Genomic DNA, 21,198 nt, shown 5'->3' on the forward strand with positions numbered 1-21,198 from the left:
TTTGTAAGGATTATATCCTATGCAACGAGTCCCTGTAATTTCACCTGATGGGCGTCCACTAATGCCCACCAAACCTTCAAGAGCTAGGCGATGGCTTAAAGAAGGAATTGCCAGAATCTATCCTAATAACCTGAATGTTTTTGCGATTCAACTCATCAATGAACCGTCTGGGCATAAAACCCAAGATGTAGTCATTGGTATCGACCCTGGCAAACTGTTTAGTGGCGTTGGAGTTCAAAGTTCTCTCTTCACCCTGCTCAAGCTGCATTTAATTCTCCCGTTCCCCAATGTCACAAAAAAGATGACAGCAAGGCGGATACTTCGGAGAGCTAGACGTGGACGACGAATCAACCGCAAACTACCTTATGACCAACGGTGTCATCGCGCCAAACGGTTTGATAATCGAGTAGCTAAAAAGCTGCCTCCGAGTATCAGAGCTAATCGGCAACTAGAGCTGAGAGTGGTTAAGGAAGTTGGCCGATTATTTCCGATCTCTAACATCGTTTACGAATACATCAAAACTCGTGGCGATAAAGGGTTTAGTCCAGCGATGGTAGGGCAACGAGTCATGTTGGAATGGTTGGAGAGAATTGCACCAACAGCTACTCAATTTGGCTGGCAGACCTCTAACTTAAGGCAGTGGCTAAAACTTCCAAAGGATAAGGCTGACAAGTCAAAAGCCGTGGAAGAAACGCACAGTAATGACGGTGTTGCACTAGCCGCTAGTCATTTCATTAAGTGGCGTGAGTGGCATTCCGGTAATGTAAGGGGTGGTAATTGGGAAGGCTCCGCTTGTGTCACGCCAGCATCATTCAAAGTGATAGCCAAACCTAATATTTATAGGCGTCAACTCCACTTCGAGAATCCCGACAGCCACAAGCCTAATTCCAACCAATACCGTAAGCGCAAGGGTGGAACAATTACACCTTTTGGTTTCCGTAGGGGTGACTTTGTTCAAGCCGAGAAAGCGGGACAGATTTACAGAGGTTGGATTGGTGGTTATACCCAAACAGGTAAGTCCAAAAACATCTCAGTCTACAACTATGAATGGAAAAGAATTGGACAATTCAGCCCTAGCAAGGTGAAATTACTTAAGCGTTCATGCAGATTATGCGTGGCTTAGGGGAGATGTGTTGGACGGCTTCGTCCCTAAGCCGTCCCGCTGTCCCTCCCCAGGTGGCTACGCAGAACCTGGGGACTCCCGCGAACACGTTGAGTGTTCCTTTCCGTGATGCAAGAAGCGCCGTTAAGGGCGGAGGCGAGCCACTCTCGTTGGACTATGTATGGATGATAACCTTCACTCAAAACCCGCCCTGACTGAGTCTCAGGTATCCATGACTATGGAGAATTCAGTCAACTATTGCCAACTACCGGAACTATCGGGCGATCGCAAATTGGTTGCCGGAGTGGATGAAGTTGGGTGTGGCGCTTTATTTGGTCCGGTTGTAGCAGCAGCGGTTATTTTACCTGCATCGACTCTGCTCAACTTGGCTGGTTCTGGAATGAAAGATAGTAAACAGTTAACTCGTCTACGACGCCAGAAATTGGCGCAAGCGATTAAAGAGCTGGCTATCGATTGGAGTATTGGTTATGCCACTAGTGCTGAAATCGATCAAATTAATATATTACAAGCCTCTTTGTTGGCAATGAAACGGGCTGTGCTTAAGTTGAAAGTGCAGCCCGATTTATGCCTGATCGATGGGAGACAAGCGTTGGTTGGTTTACCCGTATCCCAAAAGAGTCTAATTAAAGGGGATGAGCGATCACTAGAAATTGCGGCGGCTAGTATTGTGGCGAAAGTCTGGCGTGATGATTTAATTGAGCGTTTAGCGACTAAGTATCCCGATTATGACTTAGCCGCTAATAAGGGATACGGAACTCAACGACATCGTTTAGCCCTCCAACAGTTGGGTCCTTCGCCGCAACATCGCCGTTCCTTTCGTCCTTGTCAATTCAGGGATGGGGGATGAGGGAGATAGGAAGCTGGGGTGCAGGGGAGTGAACTCAAAACTTCCCTAATCCCCCTAAATGGTAGGATTATCGACAGGTGTAAGATGCTGAGAGTTAGACTGATTAAGGGTTTGACGATCCGCGTTAGCCCATTGACTATAATCCAATAGCAGTTGATGCATTAATTTCTGCTTAATCCGTAGTAAAACACTTTTGAGTAATCCATTGCCGGTTTTTTCGATAATGGGTTGAGGTGTCAGAGAAATGGGAAAGGGAATATCTACCCGAACCTTTACATCCGCTCTGCCTTTAAGTTTAGTTTGGCTGTGGTTTGACTCAGGATAGAGTTTCCCATTGACCTGTAGGGTAAAGCGTTGATTAATATAGTCCAATCCAGGAATGTCGCAGTCTACCGATCGTAGTTGAACTGTACCATTAACATCTGTCCAAACTTTGAGGGTGACTCTCGGTTGAAAGGTTAATGACAGAAAATGCAATGGACGCATCTTCAGGCGAAACTGCTCTGGACTCAGTTGCTCGATCAGATTTGGGTCGGCGATCGCCTGTACCAACCGCTGAGGTTGACGTAAATAGTGCTGAATGGGTACAGATTGTTCCGGTACAGTAATTTCTACGGATTGGGATGCAGTAAACTGGCTGGTCATAGGGTGAGAGCAACGTTGGGTTTCGTCTAAGTTTCTTAATGTTAATCTTACTTTAATTAAGCTTTATTTACATAATTGGGCGAAATTTTTTAAGGTTATGGACATGAGCGAGTCTCCTAAATGAGACCACAGCATATAACTTAATCCTTACTCTGATTGTAGAAATTTTGATCGCCAAGCGTTATCTTCCTATAGAAGACTTTAATGACCTCGATCAGTCTAAACGTTTAGTCCTTAGGAAGGAAAACATTAAATCTCATTACGGAGAATAAAAAAACGCATATTATAAGGTAAAGTGTATTTTATGTCAATTTCAATTGCCCATCTAGGACCACCAGGGACTTACGCGGAAGCGGCTGCCTTAGCTTACTGCCGCACCCTTGCCAGTAAATGTGATTCAAAACCCTGGTTATGCCCTTATCCCAGCATTGCCCAAACCTTACACGCGGTTGCCCTTGGGCAAGCTGATTTGGCTGTGGTGCCTGTGGAAAATTCCATTGAAGGCAGTGTAACAATTACGTTGGATACCCTATGGCAACTGGATCAACTGCAAATTCAACAGGCATTGGTTTTGCCGATCCAACATGCCCTGTTGTCACGAGCATCTCGTCTCCAGGCAATCCAAACAGTTTATTCTCATCCTCAAGCCTTAGCCCAATGTCAAGGGTGGCTCCAGAAGTGTCTGCCCTCAGTGCAACTTATACCGACCAACTCAACCACAGAAGCCTTACAGCATTTGGATACCGACTACACAGCCGGCGCGATCTCTTCACAACGGGCGGCGCTGCTTTACCAGTTACCTATCCTGGCGGCGGCGATCAATGATTATCCTGATAACTGTACTCGCTTTTGGATTGTTGGTCAGCAACCATCCTCTGGCGGTAGTCATACCTCCTTAGCTTTTAGCACCCCTGCCAATGTGCCAGGAGCGTTAGTTAAACCCCTGCAAGCCTTTGCCCAGCGAGAGATTAACCTAAGTCGAATTGAGTCTCGCCCAACGAAGCGATCGCTGGGTGAGTATCTTTTCTTTATTGATTTAGAAGCTAATGCTTCTACACCGTTGGTGCAAGAGGCGCTCTCAGAAGCTGCCGCTCATACAGAAATTCTGAAAATATTTGGCAGCTACAGTGTCATACCCATTGACTCAATGGCGCTGATTGAGGAAGAATAGGCTGCCTTTGCCTGTAGAAAACCCACAGCTCACTTTAAAGTGAGAGTTCCGGTCATTGGCTGGCTGAGAACTTATGAGCGGCTACCTGTCTGCTTTCAACCCAAGTCTGTGACCATATTTAGAACGGCTGACCGATGGTTTATCAGCTTTCATTTGGAATATGAACCAGTCAACCGCCCCAAACCCCATCCCGTAGTGGGAGTAGACCTGGGAATAAAAGCACTAGCTGTTCTATCTACCGGGATTGTAGTGGAGGGGGCGAAAAGTTACCGAAAGTACGAGAAAAAACTATCCCATATGCAATGGCTGAACCGCCATAAGCAAATCGGTTCAAGTAACTGGAAGTCTTCCCAAGTCAAGATAGCCCGTTTGCACCGAAAGATAGCTAACATCCGTAAAGATACGTTACACTCTTCTCACGTCCTATTTAGCCCAAAACCACAGCCGAATAGGAATAGAGAATCTGAACGTGTCCGGCATGATGGCTAATCATAAACTGGCGAAAGCTATTCAGGACATGGGATTTGGGGAATTCAAACGCCAACTAGAGTACAAGTGCCAGTTGTACGGGTCAACCTTAATTGTGGTTGATCGATGGTATCCCTCAACCAAAACCTGCTCAAGATGCCACACCGAAAAAGACTCAATGCCCTTATCTGAGCGGGTTTTTCGGTGTGACAACTGCGGGTTGGAAATTGACCGGGATTTCAATGCCTCCATTAATTTGGAGATAGCCGCCAGTTAGGTGGGGAGAGCCTGTGGACTGGTTGAGTGCCGTCACCTCCAGAATGAAGCAGGAAGTAAGCGTCAAGGATGTCCACTTGTGGGTAGCTTTGGGTAAGTCTTATGTAACGGCTAATTAAAGGCATCTTTAAGGACTGTACGGGCTGCCAAATGATTGCGCGTGGAGGTGAGTATTTCAGCTTCGCGTTCCAAACGGGCTGCTGTATCCTGCATTTCTAGCAAAGCTTGTTGTTCCGAAGCGACGCCGTAAAGATTGCCCGCTACCCAATAGGATAGTTCTAAAGGAAGGTCTGGCAAATCTTCAGGCAGCTCGATTTTCTGATCCGTCAGCTTGGCAGAAAGATGGACGACATCTCGCAGCAATTGCTCAACGGATTTGGAGAGTTCTCTTAAGTCTTTTTGGGAGGGTTGATCCTCTATCCATTCCACCAACCCGACGCGATAGGGTTTTTCTCGGACGTATTCTAAAACCCGAAATCGTTGCTGACCCAGGGTTAAGACTTTCATCCGATCATCGGGCAAGGGCAAACGCTGGAAGTGTATAATTTCAGCGCAGCAGCCAACGGCGGCGGGTTGACCTTGCACCGGGTCCCACATTAATCCCCCAAACCGCCGATCGCTCTCCAAAATCGTGTTCATCAGGATACGATAGCGAAATTCAAAGATATGTAGGGGTAGGGGTCGTCCCGGAAATAGAACCACTTCTGGCAGTGGAAACAAAGGAAGTTCTCTAACAGCAATTGAGGAAGAGGATGCCATTGTGCCTTGGGGAAAAGGGTAACTGCGCTTCTTTACCTACTTTAACGGATTTTTTGGGGACAAGAAGCAAGCATTGGAGCAGAGGAGCTTCAGAAGCTCCAGGAACAAGGGAGATTTTAGGTCTGCCAAGCTACGCTAACGCAGGTTTCCAAATCCTTACGCTTTATACTTTCGCTCTTTTCCCCTCCGCGTGATCCTACCCTCCTACCCTATAGTTTCACTTCAATATCCACACCAGCAGGTAAATCAAGTTTCATCAGGGCGTCAATTGTTTTGGACGACGGTTGATAAATGTCAATCAGACGTCGGTGAGTACGTGTTTCAAAATGTTCCCGTGAATCTTTATCAACGTGGGGCGATCGCAAGACACAATAAATACGACGTTTGGTCGGTAAGGGAATTGGACCGACGGCGGCAGCATTGGTGCGATTTGCTGTATCCACAATCTTCTCGCAAGAAGTGTCCAGCAATCGCCGATCAAATGCTTTAAGGCGAATCCGAATTTTTTGCTGCTGAATCGTTGCCATTTTTTTTGAGTTGTCTAGGTTCTGAAATAATTAAGAATTTTGATGAGGGTGTAGGGGCAGGTTTAGGGATTAATATGGATTGGTTTTCCCAAAGCCTCAGTTGCCAAACCAGCCCTGACTTTGAGTGCGATAGTTTCCACCTTTCGGACTTCCAAAACAGATAGTAAGGAGCAGAGAAGCTGATGCAGTTCTCTGCTCCTACTCTTTTGAGCCAGAACAGTGCTACTTGAGGATCTTGGAGACAACACCTGCACCGATGGTGCGACCGCCTTCGCGAATGGCGAAGCGCATTCCTTGTTCAATCGCGATCGGGTTAATTAGCTCCACGGTCATTTTTACTCGGTCTCCCGGCATGACCATTTCCACATTGCTACCATCATCAGCGGTGTAGGAACTGATTGTTCCCGTCACATCGGTGGTACGAACATAGAACTGGGGGCGGTAGCCGGAAAAGAATGGAGTATGACGACCTCCTTCTTCTTTTTTGAGTACATAGACTTCCGACTCGAACTGAGTATGAGGAGTGATCGAACCGGGCTTGGCAATTACCATTCCCCGCTCAATATCTTTCTTCTCAACACCTCGGAGTAGAATTCCGGCATTGTCACCCGCCATCCCTTCATCGAGACTCTTTTTAAACATCTCAATGCCGGTGACGGTTTTCTTGACCGTATCTCGGAGTCCAACTAACTCAACTTCGTCACCAATCTTGACTTTACCCCGCTCGATCCGACCCGTAGCTACTGTCCCCCGACCGGTAATGGTGAAGACGTCTTCGACTGCCATCAGGAAGGGCTTATCTACATCCCGCTCTGGGGTAGGAATGTAAGCATCGACCTCGTCCATTAACGCGTAGATCTGATCAACCCACTCATCGTCACCCTTCTTAAGGCTTGGGTTAGCTGTGAGAGAGTCGAGTGCCTTTAAAGCCGAACCTGCCACGATGGGAATATTATCCCCATCGAATTCATAATCACTGAGGAGTTCGCGGACTTCAAGTTCCACCAATTCCAGTAGTTCTTCGTCATCCACCATGTCTTTCTTGTTCAAAAAGACCACCAAGTTGGGGACGCCTACCTGCTTGGCAAGGAGAATGTGTTCCCGAGTTTGGGGCATTGGACCGTCAGCGGCTGAAACCACCAAGATGGCGCCATCCATTTGAGCCGCACCCGTGATCATGTTTTTCACATAATCGGCGTGACCCGGGCAATCAACGTGAGCATAGTGGCGATTTGCCGTTTCATACTCAACGTGAGCCGTGTTAATGGTAATCCCCCGCGCCTTTTCCTCTGGCGCCGCATCAATCTCTTCGTACTTCTTGGCGGTTGCTTGACCTGATGCAGCCAGAGTCATGGTAATGGCAGCCGTCAGCGTTGTTTTGCCGTGGTCTACGTGACCAATTGTGCCAATGTTGACGTGGGGTTTAGTCCTTTCAAACTTTGCGCGTGCCATGAATTACGTTTTCCTTTTCTTAGTTATGCGTTCCCTTTGCTCTTAGCAATGATAGCTTCAGCCACGTTACGAGGCACTTCATCGTAGTTGCTAAACTCCATTGAGAAGATACCTCGACCTTGGGTCTTAGACCGGATATCCGTAGCATAACCAAACATCTCGGCTAATGGAACTTTAGCAGAAACTTTAGCAATGCCTTCTTCGGTACCCATTCCTTCAATTTGACCACGGCGGGAGTTGAGATCGCCCATGACATCTCCGAGAAAGTCTTCAGGCACTTCAACTTCCACTTTCATCATAGGCTCTAGTAGCACGGGTGAAGCCTTCAGCACCGCTTGTCGAATTGCCATTGAACCGGCAATTTTGAATGCCATTTCCGAAGAATCAACATCGTGGTAAGAGCCATCAACTAATGTGGCTTTGACATCAATGAGAGGATACCCAGCCAGGATACCCGATTCGCAGGCTTCTTTCATACCCTGCTCAGCCGGGGAAATAAATTCCTTCGGTACGGAACCACCAACAATCTTGGAGACAAATTCAAACCCACTACCGGATTCACCTGGCTCCAATTCAATGACAACATGACCGTACTGGCCTTTACCGCCACTTTGACGGATAAACTTGCCTTCCGCTTGCACGGATTTACGAATTGTTTCCCGGTAAGCCACCTGAGGGGCACCCACATTGGCTTCAACTTTGAACTCCCGCAGCATCCGATCCACCAGAATTTCCAGGTGGAGTTCACCCATTCCCGCTATCACGGTTTGATTGGTTTCTTGATCGATACTCACCCGGAATGTCGGATCTTCTTCCGATAAGGCTTGGAGGGCTTTGGAAAGCTTCTCCATATCCTGTTTTGTTTTGGGTTCTACGGCTACCGAAATCACCGGCTCTGGAATATAAAGCGATTCCAAAATAATTGGCGATTCTTCACCACAAATTGTATCACCCGTTGTCGTTTGCTTGAGACCAATCGCCGCACCGAGATCGCCAGCCCGTAGCTCATCGACCTCAATCCGTTCGTTGGATTTCAAAATAATCAGACGGGATATACGTTCCTTCTGATCTTTGGTGGAGTTGAGAATATAGCTGCCTTTTTGCAGAACTCCCGAATAGACCCGCATGAAGGTTAAACGACCATAAGGGTCTGACATGATCTTAAATGCCAGCGCCGCTAGGGGAGCTTCATCGTCTGCAGGTCTGGTTTCAGGTGTACCATCGGGCAATAGTCCCTGAATTGCCGGAACTTCCGGGGGAGATGGTAGATAGTCCACCACTCCATCTAGGAGTAGTTGTACTCCTCTATTTTTGAAGGCTGAACCACACAGCACCGGGACAATTGTTCCCGCAATTGTACCTTTACGCAAAGCAGACCGAATTTCGTCTTCGGTGAGTTCTTCTTCCGCCAGATACTTTTCTAAAAGCGCTTCATCTGTCTCGGCTACGGCTTCGATGAGCTTGACTCGGTATTCAAGAGCTAGCTCTTGAACATCTTCCGGAATTTCTGTGTCTTGCATATCCGTACCCAGGTCATTGCTATAAATCCGGGCACGCATTTGGACAAGATCGACAATACCGTGGAAATCATTTTCACTGCCGATGGGAATTTGGATCGCAACTGCATTGGTACGCAGGCGATCGCGGAGTTGCTCGTATACTTTGAAGAAGTTAGCACCCGTGCGATCCATCTTGTTGACAAAGGCAATCCTCGGTACCCGGTAGCGATCCGCTTGTCGCCACACAGTTTCCGATTGGGGCTGGACACCTCCCACTGAGCAGAACACAGCAATCACACCATCCAAAACCCGCATCGAACGCTCAACTTCAATCGTGAAGTCTACGTGACCCGGTGTATCAATGATGTTAATCCGGTGATCCAGCCAGTTTGTGCTGATGGCCGCAGCAGTAATTGTAATTCCCCGTTCCCGCTCTTGCTCCATCCAGTCGGTCACGGCTGTCCCTTCATGGACTTCGCCTATCTTATGAACGATTCCTGAGTAAAACAGAATCCGTTCGGTTGTTGTTGTCTTGCCCGCATCAATGTGGGCTGCAATCCCGATATTGCGTATTTTCTCAAGCGGGATGGTACGTGCCACAGCTACCTCCTTCGTCGCCGCAAGTTTCCACGTTGCTATCTCTTTACAATTCTATACTTTGTTTAACTTTTTAGGGATTTGTTGTTTGTCCTTTGTCCTATTCGCTCCTCAAAAAGCCAGCCAGCTAGGTTATTGGTTATTCCTCACGGAACCCCCCGAATCAATCTTTAGCCTTCGCGAGTGCTGTCATTCATCGGTCTAACTGAGTTAGTAGCGATAATGGGCAAACGCTTTATTCGCATCTGCCATCCGATGGGTTTCTTCCCGTTTACGAATGGCATTCCCGGTTTCATTTGCCGCATCCATCAGCTCATTTGCCAATTTACTCGACATACTTTTCCCTGAGCGACTTCGGGAAAACTGAATCAGCCAGCGCATAGCTAATGTTGTTCCGCGTTCTGAGCGGACTTCCATGGGAACTTGATACGTTGCCCCTCCAACCCGACGGGCTTTCACTTCTACTAACGGGGTGACATTCCGTATCGCTTTTTCAAATACCTCTAGAGGTTCGTTACCTGTGCGTTCTTCAATCATTTTGAAGGCGTCATAGATAATTCCAGATGCCAGAGATTTTTTTCCATGACGCATAATCCGGCGCACGATCATACTAACCAAACGGCTGTTATAAACCGGGTCAGGGGGGACAGGGCGCTTTTTAACAACTGTACGACGAGACATAGTAAGCCTTTACAAAATACATAATCCGTTGGCAAATTTAACAAATTATCCGGGAATTGATTTTCTTTTCCCCAGGTTTAAGGGTTGCTTGGAAAAATCCAGAAAAACCCAGCCAGAAAAACCTAGCCACATCATCTACCATTTTCCAGGGCAGCTTACCCAACCTAAACCGCTATGGGCAAGTTGAACCAGGTGTGGGCAGACTTTAAAAAGCTCTATTTGCTTACTTTAGGACGCTTGGTTCCGTACTTGGAACGACCCTGCTTGCGATCTTTCACACCTGCCGTATCTAGGGTTCCCCGAATAATATGATATCGAACCCCGGGTAAATCTTTAACCCGTCCTCCTCTAATCATCACGACCGAGTGTTCTTGAAGGTTATGACCAATTCCAGGAATATACGCCGTCACTTCAAAACCTGATGTCAGGCGTACCCTTGCCACTTTCCGCAGGGCTGAGTTCGGTTTTTTGGGGGTTGTCGTGTAGACTCGGGTGCAAACACCCCGCCTTTGTGGACATTGTTTCAGTGCAGGCGATTTGGTTTTCGCCTTGATTTTGGCGCGTTCGCTACGAATGAGCTGCTGGATAGTGGGCATGAGTTACGGCGCGTAAAATTCCTTAATTGTTTGAACGTATTGACAAATTCTGATTGTACTGACTTTTGGGCAACAATGTCAATGTTTTTGTCCTTTGTCCTTGGTCATTCGTCATTTGCTACTCCTTACACCTAGGAGCATTGATCACGCCTTGACTTTTCACGGGAAGTCTAGAAACTATTGTAGAGACGCGCTTTTGAAGCGTCTGGGCGGGTTTAGTTAAATCGGGTTGCAACCGAAAAGATAGTGGTGAAACCCGCCCCTACACAATTCATACTCACGTAGCGCCATATACCGTGAAAAGTTAGATCACGCCTTGACTCGAAACGAGTTTCCGCAGCCACAGGTTTCAATGGCATTGGGGTTATAAAAGCGAAACCCACCACCCATGAGATCTTCTGAATAATCCAAGGTTAGGTTGGTTAAATACTTGATGCTCACTTCATCCACGACCACAGTGATACCTTGAGTGTCATAGACGCGATCGCTCGCTCTGACGGCATCATCAAACTCCAGAGTATAGTATAAATCAGCACACCCCCCTGGCTTCGCGCCTAAGCGTAATCGAGCTTGCTGTTGCTGGCGCTTGGTCTTGAGGCGTCTTATTTCATTGGTCGCCGCTTGACTCAGTGTAATCATCGGTTTTGTCCTGGCTTAGAAATCGTCGTCACTTGGGGCAAAAAAAATTTCCTCCCTTAGTATTAGGGAGGAGTTCATTTAGCGTCAAGCTAGTACAGCACAGTGTAATTAATCACCAATTTACCAAGCTAAACCGATATTAACCTTCGACTTCCCTGGAAGCCGTACTAGCTACTTCGGACAACCCCACCTATTCTGTGTCACACTCGTTGCGGGCATAGTCATCTTCATAGCGAATAATGTCATCTTCGCCAAGGTACTCGCCATTCTGCACTTCTATTAATACCAGCGGAATAACACCTGGATTTTCTAGGCGATGAGCATGTCCTTGAGGCACATAACTGGACTGATTTTGATGAATCAATAATTCCTTATCTCCGCAAATAACCTTTGCCATGCCGCTGACAACAATCCAGTGTTCACTACGATGGTAGTGCATTTGCAGGCTGAGGCGATGACCGGGCTTCACCTCAATGCGCTTAATCTTGTATCCTCGCCCCTCTTCCAGAACAGTAAATGAACCCCAAGGTCTTAGTTCTGTAGCGGCAGCGCCTTCGGCAGTCAACGATCTGGGCAGGGTAATCGCCGAATCTTGAGGAACTGCTTGCTGAACCATAGTATTTCTCCTGAAAATAGTTACGGTATTAATTGTGATCAAAAGGTTAAATCGGGTATTTAGCTATTGCCCGGTTATCAACAACACAAAAGCCAACTACAGTTAAGATTAGCAAATTCATCTTAGATTTTGCACCCATTAGGGGATAGATACGTCAAATTGTAGAAAGTCTTCACATTGAGAGACTTGAGCTTTATCGAAACTTTAGATAAAAGCTCGGGCAGATAAAGAAGAAGATGTTAAAGGTTAGAGCTAGCTTAGTGTTCGTCATTTGTAAGGATTTGAGAAATTTTTACATAACTTAACAGGGTTCAGTTGATTTCCAGCAACCTACTTAGGGGAAATTGGGTCGAAAGAGTCCCAAAGCATTGTGAACCCGGGCGGCTGTGTAAGGAGAACGATCCAGAAGATGACCCCCTAAATACAGTCCAGTGGAACTTCCACCATCGAGATTCAGTGCATCAACGGCTCCGAGTTGCTGCATCAACTGTGCTGTTTCGGTTAAGTTGGGACCTCTACCACCGAGGCGATTGTGCATGGCGGCAATAATTAGTGTGCCATTTGCCGTGATCCCGATCGCACTCCGAATAGCTGCTTGTTGAGCAAAGGCATCACTAAACTTTTCAGCTTGGGCATCTAGCACAATTTGGCGATTTTGCAGTAACAACGGACCAGCACCGAGGATATGAGGATAATTATTAAACTCAATCGGCACGGTTTTCTGTTCAATCTGAACTTGTGTGCCAATCGTGAGAGTACTTACCGCAACTTTTGGATCACTGCCTCTGTCTATGAGAAGATAGCCATTAACTGGAATAGTAAACGACTCCTTACCCGCTAAACCTCCCGGTAATTGAGCCGTAATCTGGTTATTTTGCACAACCGAGATCACTTCATTATCGGTTAACGGGGTGTAGATTGCGCCCCATTCTGGAGTATAGCGAGATCTCCCGGCTTGCACATAAGCGCTATTCAAGAACAGAATCGGAAAACGTTCTCCCTTGGCGGTGATTAAGGTTTCCTGAAGGCTGAGACGTCCAAATTTGAATTGATGCTGATCCGTCCACGCGATCGCACCTCGGTTGAGAATGGGTCCAGAATACCAGCGTCCATCGCGGCGGATGGCACCTAAGGGCAGTTGATTATTGCGGTTAAAAAAGCCACCATTGATGGCGGCTGAGGCTTGCCACAACTGGGCGGTTTGGATCAGGGGGGCGGTTCCCATTTGAGTTGTGGGATTACTCCAAATCGGCTTCAGGTTGACTTGGGGATTTTTGGGATCAACCTCTAGCCACACTAAAGGAAATCGAGTATCACCCAGGGTCACAGTCCGCTGACGCCACCAGATACCCGGCGCCCACAGAATATCTTTTTCCACCATGGCATCCGGTCGAAGTTCGATGACTAAGCGATTGGGATTAGGTAAGCTAAAGACGTGTAACCGTAGACCATCTGGAATCGAAACGCCGATAGTGGTTTGGGTTTGATTCGTTTCAACGCGGATAATCGGTTGATTCTCCGGCGCTGCATTGTTTTTCTCATCCCCCTCAATTGGGGACGTTTTAAGTGTTGAGTGTGTAGGGGCGGGTTTTACTACTATCATTTCTTGCTTCACCCGGATGTGACTAAACCCGCCCTGACTAAGTTTTGAGTTTTGAGTTTTGAGTGTTGAGTGATTTCCCTCATCTTCCTCATTTTCCACAGGCGGAGGCGGGGTAAACTGTTCAATTACAGACGGATTCGCGATCGCTTCTAATATAATCACCCCTTCACCGGGGCTTCTGCTCACTTGCCAAGGTGTGGGATGATCTAAATCAAGAATCATCCTAAACCCCCACGGGTGTGCCTCTTCCCGGATACTGTCTAATCGTGCGGGTGCAGACGTTAGCGCTAATGTATCTCCTTGGGCTTGAAATTGCCATCCCACCTGTTGGGCAAACTCTGTAATATCTAAATAGCGATAAGCATCACGATGGTGAGCCACCAGAACCAGAGGCGTACTCAGGGGATTAGAGAACCACTGCACAGGTTGTCGCGTCCAATTGCGGGTACTCAACAATTCCAGTCCGAAGAGTTGTTGGATTCCCACATCAGTGATACCCGTGCGTATGACTCCCCCAACTTGCCACTGTTTCCAGGCAAGGGGTACGATACGACCATTTAAGGAGAGTTTTGTCCCCCCGCCAACGACTTGAGTCGGGGTTTGAGCGAAAGTTTGCGTCTGAGGTGAGGGAGAAGCTGAGGGAGTCACGGCTTCAGCTTCTACCCATTCGCGATCGAGTTCAAGGGTTGACTGAACGACTAAACGTTGCAGAATTTCCCCCATGGTTAGACTCTCTATTACTAGGGATTCCGCACAACTAACACGTTTAGCGGTTAAACCTAGGCATGAAGTGCAAATTGCTAAGAGTCCTATCACAATTTTGGCTTTATTCCGTGAGAATCCCTTGGTCATAATCTTGGCTTTGGCGTGAAATGAATTGACGTTTAAACGTACAGATAAACTAATTCCTGTATTGTATGTATATTATGAAAATTAGTTCGATAATTAAAGCTAAATTCTACATAATCTGTTTTGCTGTTGACAGCCATCTCGGCTCAAAGGTTCCCTGGGAATTTGCTTGTAAGTTAAAATAGTCAGTTCAAATAAAGGGTAGATGGCAGACCTGTCCAGTTTTGAGTTGATTTATAATCGAAAAAAACGGGAGACTCAAATGACTTTAGCCACGATCGCAACACCCAAAAAGGAATCCCCCCTTTTGTTTGAGGGAATGACCTGGAGAGAGTTCAAAGCCGTTGAGCAATTGTTAGACCGCCCAGGATATCGACTTTCTTTTTTAGATGGAGTTTTGGAGATACGACGAATGCCTGGAGAACCTCATGAAACTGTTAAGGAAAGAATTGGTGCATTGTTGGAGCTTTATCTGTTGATGGCAGGATTTGATTTTACTCCAACTGGCTCGATGACGTTGGAAAGTGAAGGAGTCGCCGTCAAGCGAGAAGCCGATAAATCCTATAAACTGGCTCCTGGTCGAACTCATCCCGATCTGGCGATTGAGGTGGTGTTTACCAGTGGCGGTATCAACAAGTTGGAGATCTATAAGCGGCTGAAGATCAAGGAAGTGTGGTTTTGGGAAGATGGGGTGTTGGAGCTTTATCACCTGCGAGGAGAGGGGAAGACACTTGACTATGAACAGATTAAGAGTAGTGAGGAAGTGAAAGGGATTGATCTAGATTTGTTATTACGTTGCATCAATATGGTGAATCATGTAGATGCTATTAAAACATTTCAAAAGGCGCTGCAAAATTAAGGTTTTATGGTATATTGTTATCGTGGGAAAATGTGTGCGCCTGTAGCTATATAATTCGCGATCGCACAGGTTGAATCAGTCGCATCGGCTACAGGAAAGTGTTGCAGGATTTTAGCGATCGCGTGAGACCATGAAGCGGGCAAGCACAACAGGTTTAAACAGAACCCAAGCCCGATCGCATAGAGATACATTACCTTTTGCTGGGCTAAATTTCTTGGTAACAGGCTTCCCCGAGAGTGGATGAATTACTCTACATTGATCAATTGATCAATGTCCTTAAATCAGGGAAAAATGTTATGATTTAAGTATCTTCATTAAATTCGTACCATTTAAATCAAAAATGTCAAAGGAAAATATAGCCACTGTTTTTTGGGTAAAATTGGAAGCGAGTTGCGCGATCGCACCCATGAAGCTCCCGAATTTCCTACTGTCGTGAGAGAAGAATAGGAATTCCCCTCCTCCCCCGCTCTTTTTCACCACAAGAACTTATTCAGCAAGCCCTACTTAGTATTGACATCCCCAATTATCATCTTTTCGTCTGTTGGGGGTTCATCGTGCGTGCTATGCTAAAAATTACCTCTACCCTACTTATTATAAACCTGTAATAAGTGCAGCCCAGGCGCGATCGCAAGTCAAAACTCGAAACTCGAACCCCCAATCGCAAAGATTACGCCTCAACTGCACGTCTCAACTGCTAGGATGGGAAGCAATACGCTAGACTAAGGTTTACGTCATACCGATGTTCCCCACCCATCTAGATGGTTGTTGTTTTAAGCCATTTGGATCACTTGGCTAATATCCTAAATCATGCCATTGGGGATTGCCATAGCCAAGTATTTTCGATAAGATTAGTCTCCCCATCGAAAGAGCTTCATTTTAGAACCAAAGTTGCTGACCCTTCTGGGTCTGCAGTTTAGTGGCTGATGCTACTCCGTCTGCCAACCGTATATATAAAAATATTAGGACAACCACGCCAACTGGACACGAGATGACTCACACAATGATCACTAGAGAGCGAATTAACGTCAATTATTTCTGTATTTTTCAGTTTTTCAATGGAACTGGCGATGACGTAGCCGACTTGGATAGAACTGAGATTTTGCCGCATTGGTAATCAATGTCTAGTTACCGTAAGGTGGGCGAGAACAACTAACGATAAGACAAGGGTTTCAAGGTTTATACCCCTTGCCCCCCTTACCTCTAATGACGAATGACCAATAACGAATGACCAATAACACCAGGAACTATATTATGACAAACAGGAGCATCAACCTAAATCAACAGCATCAATCTTGGAATCGAGACGATGTAGCCTATCCAGGACAACGATGGTTAGTTGAAGAACGGGATGCTTGCGGCGTTGGCTTTATCGCCTCAGTCGCAGGTGTCGCTAGCCATGAACTGATTGAACAGGCACTTTCTGCTTTAACCTGTTTAGAACATCGCGGCGGCTGTAGCGCTGACCGAGATTCGGGTGACGGCGCTGGCTTAATGACGGCTATTCCTTGGGGTTTGTTTAACCCTTGGTTTGAGGAACAAGGAATCACCATGCCACCAACAGAACAGTTGGCGGTGGGTATGGTATTTTTACCCCAAGATGGGACATTGGCGACTAAAGTGCGGGAAATTGTTGCCGGAGTCTTTAAACAAAACGGTTTTACTGTATTGGGTTGGCGTGTCGTTCCCCTAAACGAGTCGGTTGTTGGACCCCAAGCCCTAGACAATCAACCGCACATTGAGCAAATTATTGTTAGCTGCCCCAATCAGCCTGGGGATGATCGGGAACGTCTCCTTTATAAAACCCGCCGTCGCATTGGCAATGCTTTAGAAGCGGATGGCACCCTCCATTGGTCCGATGATTTATATATTTGCTCCCTATCGAGTCGCACAATTGTCTATAAAGGCATGGTGCGTTCGGCGGTACTGGGTGAATTTTATCTGGACTTAAAACATCCTGAATTTCAAAGCCCCTTTGCTGTTTATCATCGCCGTTTTAGTACCAATACTCTACCCAAATGGCCCCTAGCGCAACCGATGCGGTTATTGGGACATAATGGTGAAATTAATACCCTGCTGGGTAATATTAACTGGATGAAGGCAAGGGAGGCGGATTTATCGCATCCGGTATGGGGGAATGAAATCGAAGATCTCAAGCCCACCGTTGATCCGGATAATAGTGACTCAGCTACTCTAGATAATATAGTTGAGTTACTCGTGCGATCGCGTCGCTCTCCTTTGGAAGCCTTGATGATCATGGTTCCCGAAGCCTACAAAAATCAACCCGATTTGCAGGATCATCCAGAAATTGTTGATTTTTACGAATACTACAGTGGCATTCAAGAACCTTGGGATGGTCCTGCGCTGTTAGTCTTTAGTGATGGTCAAGTGGTTGGTGCAACCCTAGACCGCAATGGACTGCGACCTGCCCGTTATAGTATTACTCGGAATGGTTATGTCGTCGTCGCCTCAGAAGCTGGAGTCGTAGACTTACCCGAAGCGGAAATCGTGGAAAAGGGTAGACTAGGACCTGGACAGATGATTGCTGTGGATTTAGCCAACCACGAAATTCTCAAAAACTGGGAGATCAAACAGCGAGTTGCCCAACGCTTACCCTACGGAGACTGGCTAAAACAGCATCGTCAGGTTTTATCCTCTCAACCTTTTACGGATAATCCCCAACTAGACGCCCAGACGTTACTACAGCAGCAAACCGCCTTTGGTTATACGGCTGAGGATTTGGATATGATCCTGGAACCGATGACCACTCAAGGGAAAGAAGCCACGTTTTGTATGGGGGATGATACTCCCTTAGCCATCCTCTCCGATAAGCCACGTTTGCTTTATGACTATTTTAAACAGCGCTTTGCCCAGGTAACCAATCCACCGATTGACCCCTTGCGGGAAAGCCTGGTTATGTCCTTGAGTATAGAACTGGGTCAACGGGGTAATCTGCTAGATGCCAAACCAGAGTATGCCCAACTGCTGAAACTGAAAACCCCTGTGCTGAATGAAGTGGAGTTAAATGCGGTAAAAACCTCTGGATTTGCCACCACAGAACTCTCAACTTTATTTGAAATTAGCGCAAGTCCGGATGGGCTAAAAAATGCCATTGACCAATTGTGTGACCAAGCTGATCAAGCCGTGAAATCTGGCTCAAAAGTCCTGCTTTTGAGCGATAAAATTGGCGGGGGTGTGGGTGAAACAACCAGTTATATTCCCCCGTTATTAGCAGTCGGGGCGGTTCACCATCATCTGATTCGCGAAGGGTTGCGGATGAAAGCATCCCTAATTGTGGAAACGGCACAATGTTGGAGTACTCATCATTTTGCTTGTTTAATTGGTTATGGAGCTTCAGCAATTCATCCCTATTTGGCATTGGAATCTGTGCGTCAGTGGTGGTCTAATCCCAAGACGCAGAAACTGATGGATCGGGGTAAAATTGAGCCCTTAACGATTGAAGAGGCACAGAAAAATTACCGTAAGGCGGTGGAAGCGGGTTTATTGAAAATCCTCTCTAAAATGGGGATTTCTTTACTGTCGTCTTACCAAGGGGCGCAGATTTTTGAAGCCATAGGAATTGGTGCAGAGGTATTAGATTTAGCCTTTCGCGGTACAACCTCCCGCTTGGGTGGTTTGAATTTGGCAGAATTGGCACAGGAAGTGATGGCTTTCCATCAACGGGCGTTCCCCGATTTGACGGGTAAGAAACTGGAAAATTTTGGCTTTATCCAGTATCGTCCCGGTGGGGAATATCACATGAATAGCCCGGAGATGGCAAAGGCGCTGCATAAAGCCGTGGCGTCTTTTAAGGGTCAAGGTTCCTCGGTCAAAAACTCAAACGGCAAAACCGACAACGAACAGACAGCCTATGACCACTATGAGGTCTATAAAAAATACCTCAAAGAGCGCCCAGTCACGGCGTTACGGGATTTGTTAGACTTCAGGAGCGATCGCGCCCCCATCCCGATCGAGGAGGTAGAACCTGTCGCTGAGATTGTCCAGCGCTTCTGTACCGGTGCGATGTCCTTGGGTTCCCTGTCGCGGGAAGCACATGAAACCTTGGCAATTGCCATGAATCGGATTGGCGGGAAGTCAAATTCCGGTGAAGGTGGGGAAGACCCAGTTCGGTTTAAAATCCTGGATGATGTGGATGATCAAGGAAATTCGCCCACATTGCCTCATCTTAAAGGGCTGCGAAATGGGGATACAGCGAGTTCTGCGACCAAACAGGTAGCCTCAGGGCGCTTTGGTGTAACGCCAGAGTACCTGATGAGTGGCAAACAATTGGAAATTAAAATGGCTCAGGGTGCGAAACCCGGAGAAGGGGGACAGTTACCAGGGAAAAAGGTGAGTCCTTATATTGCTATGCTGCGGCGCTCTAAAGCTGGTGTACCGCTGATTTCACCACCCCCCCACCACGATATCTATTCGATTGAAGACCTCGCCCAACTGATTTTTGACCTGCATCAAATTAATCCAGAGGCGAAGGTGTCGGTAAAATTGGTAGCAGAAATTGGCATTGGTACGATCGCAGCGGGTGTGGCTAAGGCAAATGCTGATGTGATCCAAATTTCGGGTCATGATGGTGGAACCGGCGCATCCCCCTTAAGTTCGATTAAACATGCGGGTGTTCCTTGGGAATTGGGTGTCACTGAGGTACATCGAGCGCTGATGAGGAATCAATTGCGCGATCGCGTGATTTTACGGGCAGATGGCGGCTTCAAAACCGGCTGGGATGTAGTCATGGCGGCGTTAATGGGCGCGGAAGAATATGGCTTTGGTTCTGTGGCGATGATTGCTGAAGGCTGTATCATGGCGCGAATTTGTCACACGAATAACTGTCCGGTTGGGGTGGCGACACAGCAGGATCATTTGCGGAAGCGGTTTATCGGGATACCAGATCATGTGGTCAACTTCTTCTACTTTGTTGCCGAAGAAGTGCGATCGCTCCTGGCACGGTTAGGGTATCGTAAGTTAGACGAGGTAATCGGTCGGGCGGATTTATTGCAGCAACGAGAGGATGTGGCGTTAACTAAGACGTCCACCGTATCGGTGAAATGCTTAACTGATTTACCCGATACGCGCACAGATCGTTCCTTCCTCAACCATGAGGCGGTGCATAGTAATGGATCGGTTCTCGATGATCAGCTATTGGCTAATCCAGAGATTCAAGCCTGCATCGCCAACCAAGGTACAATCACCAAAGACGTAGCGGTGTTGAATACCGATCGCAGTGTCGGGACACGTCTAGCGGGCGCGATCGCGAAAAAATACGGCAATAATGGCTTTGAAGGGCAAATTACCCTCAACTTCAAAGGCGCAGCCGGACAAAGCTTTGGTGCCTTTAATTTACCTGGAATCACCCTACGCCTAGTTGGGGAAGCCAATGATTATGTGGGTAAAGGGATGCATGGGGGTGAAATTATTATCACGCCTCCCACTGATGCAACCTACAACCCAGCAGAAAACGTGATTGTGGGCAATACCTGCCTCTACGGTGCCACAGGCGGTACTTTATTTGCCAATGGCTGGGCGGGTGAACGATTCGGCGTCCGCAATTCTAAAGGTCAAGCCGTGATTGAAGGCGCTGGCGATCACTGCTGTGAATACATGACAGGTGGTGTGATTGTGGTTTTAGGTCGTGTCGGGCGCAATGTCGGTGCGGGGATGACTGGAGGTTTAGCCTACTTCTTGGATGAAAATGGTCAATTCCCGGCAAAAGTCAACCCCGAAATTGTGAAGATGCAACGGGTAACCACATCGGCTGGGGAACAGCAGCTAAAAGCCCTGATTCAAGCCCATGTTGACCGCACCGGAAGTGCTAAAGCCAAGACAATTCTGGCAAATTGGTCGGACTTCTTACCGAAATTCTGGCAAGTGGTGCCACCCTCGGAGGAAGATACCCCAGAAGCCAATCCCGATGCGGTGGCACAACGGGAGTTAAGTCCAGTTCAATAAAACCTCGTAGAGACGTTGCATGCAACGTCTCTA

General features: G+C 47.2%; 16 protein-coding genes and 1 pseudogene. 6 read left to right on the plus strand and 11 right to left on the minus strand.

The window, feature by feature from the left end; genetic code table 11:
- Positions 1–19: 19 nt before the first annotated feature.
- Both ACLGGO_RS05360 and ACLGGO_RS05365 read left to right on the plus strand, forming a co-directional pair.
- Positions 20–1,123, plus strand: coding sequence for an RRXRR domain-containing protein (locus ACLGGO_RS05360; RefSeq protein WP_446338531.1), 1,104 nt, complete (start codon positions 20–22; stop codon positions 1,121–1,123).
- 211 nt (positions 1,124–1,334) lie between these two features.
- Positions 1,335–1,970 carry a ribonuclease HII gene (locus tag ACLGGO_RS05365; RefSeq protein WP_446338544.1) on the plus strand — a complete coding sequence of 212 codons (636 nt, stop codon included), beginning with the start codon at positions 1,335–1,337 and terminating at the stop codon, positions 1,968–1,970.
- A 54-nt stretch (positions 1,971–2,024) separates the two neighbouring features.
- Here the strand turns inward: ACLGGO_RS05365 and ACLGGO_RS05370 are convergent, their stop codons facing one another.
- On the minus strand, positions 2,025–2,615 hold the full coding sequence (locus ACLGGO_RS05370; RefSeq protein WP_446338530.1) for a DUF1997 domain-containing protein: 591 nt from the start codon (positions 2,613–2,615) through the stop codon (positions 2,025–2,027).
- Between the two features lie 304 nt (positions 2,616–2,919).
- Here ACLGGO_RS05370 and pheA point away from each other — a divergent pair, with 304 nt between their 5' ends.
- Positions 2,920–3,786: a prephenate dehydratase gene (pheA, locus tag ACLGGO_RS05375; protein WP_446418526.1), complete on the plus strand. Its 867-nt coding sequence runs from the start codon at positions 2,920–2,922 to the stop codon at positions 3,784–3,786.
- Positions 3,787–3,816: 30 nt separating this feature from the next.
- Positions 3,817–4,649: pseudogene (locus tag ACLGGO_RS05380) on the plus strand (RNA-guided endonuclease InsQ/TnpB family protein); the annotation flags it as partial.
- On the opposite strand, the gene ACLGGO_RS05385 reads toward ACLGGO_RS05380, so the two are convergent.
- The 9 genes from ACLGGO_RS05385 to ACLGGO_RS05425 all read right to left on the minus strand — a co-directional run bounded on the left by ACLGGO_RS05385 (position 4,642) and on the right by ACLGGO_RS05425 (position 14,222).
- Positions 4,642–5,289: an LON peptidase substrate-binding domain-containing protein gene (locus tag ACLGGO_RS05385; RefSeq protein WP_446418527.1), complete on the minus strand. Its 648-nt coding sequence runs from the start codon at positions 5,287–5,289 to the stop codon at positions 4,642–4,644. The pseudogene ACLGGO_RS05380 and the gene ACLGGO_RS05385 overlap by 8 nt on opposite strands.
- Positions 5,290–5,498: 209 nt before the next feature.
- Positions 5,499–5,816, minus strand: coding sequence for a 30S ribosomal protein S10 (gene rpsJ / locus ACLGGO_RS05390; RefSeq protein WP_044208966.1), 318 nt, complete (start codon positions 5,814–5,816; stop codon positions 5,499–5,501).
- Positions 5,817–6,038: 222 nt separating this feature from the next.
- Positions 6,039–7,268: an elongation factor Tu gene (tuf, locus tag ACLGGO_RS05395; protein ID WP_446336043.1), complete on the minus strand. Its 1,230-nt coding sequence runs from the start codon at positions 7,266–7,268 to the stop codon at positions 6,039–6,041.
- 23 nt (positions 7,269–7,291) lie between these two features.
- On the minus strand, positions 7,292–9,367 hold the full coding sequence (fusA, locus tag ACLGGO_RS05400; RefSeq protein ID WP_446418528.1) for an elongation factor G: 2,076 nt from the start codon (positions 9,365–9,367) through the stop codon (positions 7,292–7,294).
- A 207-nt stretch (positions 9,368–9,574) separates the two neighbouring features.
- On the minus strand, positions 9,575–10,045 hold the full coding sequence (gene rpsG / locus ACLGGO_RS05405) for a 30S ribosomal protein S7 (RefSeq protein WP_446336045.1): 471 nt from the start codon (positions 10,043–10,045) through the stop codon (positions 9,575–9,577).
- A 215-nt stretch (positions 10,046–10,260) separates the two neighbouring features.
- A complete protein-coding gene (gene rpsL / locus ACLGGO_RS05410) occupies positions 10,261–10,641 on the minus strand; it encodes a 30S ribosomal protein S12 (protein WP_446336046.1) in 381 nt (126 codons plus the stop codon).
- Between the two features lie 309 nt (positions 10,642–10,950).
- Complete coding sequence (locus tag ACLGGO_RS05415; RefSeq protein ID WP_446336047.1) at positions 10,951–11,280, minus strand: HesB/IscA family protein; 330 nt, start codon at positions 11,278–11,280, stop codon at positions 10,951–10,953.
- A 190-nt stretch (positions 11,281–11,470) separates the two neighbouring features.
- Positions 11,471–11,896, minus strand: coding sequence for a phosphomannose isomerase type II C-terminal cupin domain (locus ACLGGO_RS05420; protein ID WP_446336048.1), 426 nt, complete (start codon positions 11,894–11,896; stop codon positions 11,471–11,473).
- A 334-nt stretch (positions 11,897–12,230) separates the two neighbouring features.
- The gene (locus tag ACLGGO_RS05425) at positions 12,231–14,222 is read right to left on the minus strand and encodes a phosphodiester glycosidase family protein (RefSeq protein ID WP_446418529.1); all 1,992 of its coding nucleotides are present in this window, start codon (positions 14,220–14,222) and stop codon (positions 12,231–12,233) included.
- Positions 14,223–14,610: 388 nt separating this feature from the next.
- Between ACLGGO_RS05425 and ACLGGO_RS05430 the strand changes: the two genes are divergently transcribed.
- Positions 14,611–15,207, plus strand: coding sequence for a Uma2 family endonuclease (locus ACLGGO_RS05430; protein WP_446418569.1), 597 nt, complete (start codon positions 14,611–14,613; stop codon positions 15,205–15,207).
- Positions 15,208–15,224: 17 nt separating this feature from the next.
- Here ACLGGO_RS05430 and ACLGGO_RS05435 read toward each other — a convergent pair whose 3' ends face one another.
- Complete coding sequence (locus ACLGGO_RS05435; protein WP_446418530.1) at positions 15,225–15,398, minus strand: hypothetical protein; 174 nt, start codon at positions 15,396–15,398, stop codon at positions 15,225–15,227.
- A 1,060-nt stretch (positions 15,399–16,458) separates the two neighbouring features.
- On the opposite strand from ACLGGO_RS05435, the gene ACLGGO_RS05440 reads away from it, so the two are divergent.
- Positions 16,459–21,165: a glutamate synthase-related protein gene (locus tag ACLGGO_RS05440; protein WP_446418570.1), complete on the plus strand. Its 4,707-nt coding sequence runs from the start codon at positions 16,459–16,461 to the stop codon at positions 21,163–21,165.
- Positions 21,166–21,198: the final 33 nt, after the last annotated feature.

Source organism: Coleofasciculus sp., assembly GCF_046565525.1.
Lineage (GTDB): Bacteria > Cyanobacteriota > Cyanobacteriia > Cyanobacteriales > Coleofasciculaceae > Coleofasciculus.